This window comes from Fodinibius sp. (assembly GCF_041642155.1).
Classification (GTDB): domain Bacteria; phylum Bacteroidota; class Rhodothermia; order Balneolales; family Balneolaceae; genus Fodinibius.
In genome coordinates this window covers 1-2,752 of record NZ_JBEPWZ010000355.1, presented here as the reverse complement: position 1 = coordinate 2,752, position 2,752 = coordinate 1, and the positions used below count along the sequence as shown (strand labels likewise).

At 54.3% G+C, this 2,752-nt stretch carries 3 protein-coding genes; all 3 read left to right on the top strand.

Going from position 1 to position 2,752, the window contains the following annotated elements:
* On the top strand, positions 1 to 804 hold an 804-nt coding region (locus tag ACESLU_RS13835; RefSeq protein ID WP_372639217.1), incomplete at its 5' end, for a Gfo/Idh/MocA family oxidoreductase.
* 16 nt (positions 805 to 820) lie between these two features.
* Positions 821 to 2,392 carry a calcineurin-like phosphoesterase C-terminal domain-containing protein gene (locus ACESLU_RS13830; RefSeq protein ID WP_372639216.1) on the top strand — a complete coding sequence of 524 codons (1,572 nt, stop codon included), beginning with the start codon at positions 821 to 823 and terminating at the stop codon, positions 2,390 to 2,392.
* Between the two features lie 52 nt (positions 2,393 to 2,444).
* A partial coding sequence (locus tag ACESLU_RS13825) for a hypothetical protein (RefSeq protein WP_372639215.1) occupies positions 2,445 to 2,752 on the top strand: 308 nt, incomplete at its 3' end.

The following is a 2,752-nucleotide window of genomic DNA, read 5'->3' as shown; positions in this document are numbered from 1 at the left end:
AACCGGGTGTTTCAAACGGGCAGCATGCAGCGCTCCTGGCCGGAATTTAGGCAAACCGTCGAGCTGGTGCGCAACGGGTATATAGGAGACATCGAGAAGGTAAAAGTGAATGTCGGCAGTTCTGCGGCCCCCTACAGCTTGCCCGGCGAGCCGATTCCCGATGGACTTGATTGGGATCTTTGGCTGGGACCCAATTTTTATCACCAGTACAATCACGAACTGCTTCCTTCGCCGGGAGATGACTTCTGGGGGCGGTGGCGATACTACCAGGCGTTCGGCGGGGGAGATATGACCGACTGGGGCGCCCATATGTTTGATATCGTGCAGTGGGCGTTTGATATGGACGACAGCGGTCCGGTCGCCATTATCCCCCCGGATGGCGATGACTACCTCTACCTCACCTATCGCTATGAGAATGGTGTAGAGGTGACACATGAGAATTTTGGCAAGGATCATGCTGTGCGGTTTATCGGTACGGAGGGACAGATAGACGTTCAACGGGGCAGGTTGGAGACTACGCCCGTTTCGCTGAAGGACCAGGTAATCGGGCCGGATGAAGAGAAGGTGTATAACAGTAAAAACCACTACCAGGACTGGCTGGATGCGATCCGGAACCGGACCAAGCCCATCTGTGATGTGGAAACGGGTCACCGCACGGCCACGGTCTGCACGCTCGGGAATATCGCGTATCAGTTAAACAGGCCGCTGGAATGGGATCCTAAAAGAGAACTATTTGCAGATGATGCGCGGGCCAATGCATTACTGGAACGAGAGATGCGGGAGCAATGGAGAATCAATATTTAAATATTCACCTATTCTTATGAAAAAAACAGGAATCTTTTTTGTAGTAATACTATTATTTTCGGTTTATTCGACCGTCACTCACGCCCAGGAGACAGTCAGCGGTACGGTGTTCCTGGATGAAAACGGCAATGCGAAAATGGATCCGGGGGAGGAGGGAATTCCGGAGGTTGCTGTTTCCAACGGCAGGGAGGTAACCCTGAGCGGAGAAGACGGCTCGTATCGGCTTCCGATTGAGAAAGAGACCATCGTGTTTATCCGGAAGCCGTCGGGATATGAGCTCCCGCTGAATGAGAAGAATCTGCCGCGGTTTTCCTTTTACATCCACCATCCGGAGGGGTCACCGGAGCTGGAGTATCCCGGACTGGAACCTACCGGACCACTTCCCGAATCGGTCAACTTCGGACTAATCCCCTCCGAGAAGAAAGACTCCTTTACGGCCCTGGCATTCGGCGATCCGCAGCCCAGGGATGACCGGGAGCTGTCCTATTTCCGGGATGATATCGTACCGGAACTGGCGGATACAGACGCGGATGTGACGCTTGTGCTGGGGGATATTATGTTCGATGACCTGTCCCTGTTTGACAGGTACAGCCGTATCATGAAAACCGTGGGCACGCCAGTCTATAATATTCTGGGAAACCATGATATCAACTACGATACGGAGGGCAACCGTTTTGCGAAAGAAACCTACAAGAAGCATTACGGTCCGACCTATTTCTCCTTCGATTACGGTGATGTTCACTTTATCAGCATGGACAATATAGATTACCTCGGGCGCAATGACGAGGGCAGCCCCCGGTATCGCGGTCATCTGAGCGACACCCAGCTGGAGTGGATCCGCAATGACCTGCAACACGTTGAAGATGACAAGCTGATCGTGCTGATGGCCCACATTCCCCTGTACTCGGCCGACAGCGACGGGGAGAGTGTCAATACCGTCAACAGGGAGGCCTTAATCGATCTGCTCGAGAAGCGCGACCGGGTCCTCTTCCTGGGGGGACACCGTCACATGACTTTCCAGCACTTTCTCGGTGAGCTATTCGGCCGCATCAATGCAGCACCTATTCACCATATAGCAACAACGGCCGCTTGCGGTACCTGGTGGAGGGGACCGAAAAACGAAGAGGGGATCCCGATAGCTACGCAGATGGATGGGGTTCCGAATGGCTATCACATTGTGGAATTTCAAGGCAACACCTACCGGGAGCGGTATAAGGCTGCGGGCGGCGATCCCGATTTCCAGATGCGTATTGAAGTTCCCTCCACGGACCTGGTGGCCGGAGAACTGCGGGAGGCCGAGGTGCTGGTCAATCTCTTCAATGGAAGTGAACGTTCAAAAGTTCGGTTCCGGGTTGACGGGGGCGAATGGCATACGATGCAGCAGCAGGATGAGCACGTATCGCCGTATTACGAATCCCTCTACGAAAGTTACGAGGGACCCTGGAGCAGCCCCAATCCCACCAACCATATATGGACCGCCCCCCTCCCGGAGCTGGCCAAGGAGCAGGGGATCCATAAAATTACCGTATGGACGCGGGATATGTATGGACAGGAGTTCACCCAAAACAAGATCATCGAGGTAAGGTAGGGGGATGGTGTTCGTTGGCGAACCTGACAAACCTTTTGCAGCTGCCGCCTTGATGACGTTATCTCTATGCCTGGTTCCTGTTACATTGTTCGCCCTGGTGATAATGTCGCTGTGCCTGGCGCCTGCTGCAGCGTCCGGCCAGTCTGTTTCCCATACGACGGACACGGACGCTCCATTCCTCTCGTCTGAAAATGCGCGAAAGTCTGACAACGATAGCGATTGCACCCCCATATCCGATCCAAACCGCGCGATTTACGACCGCCGGCCCTGGCCGATGCATTCCATAGATGAGAATCCTCTGTCGGGGTCCGACGGCGTAAAACGGGCTGATGTGAACGGGGATGGCTTTCCGGACCTGGT

Coding starts and splice junctions, on each gene's coding strand:
- ACESLU_RS13830 (WP_372639216.1), top strand. CDS start 821: ATGAAAAAAACAGGAATCTTTTTTGTAGTAATACTATTATTTTCGGTT.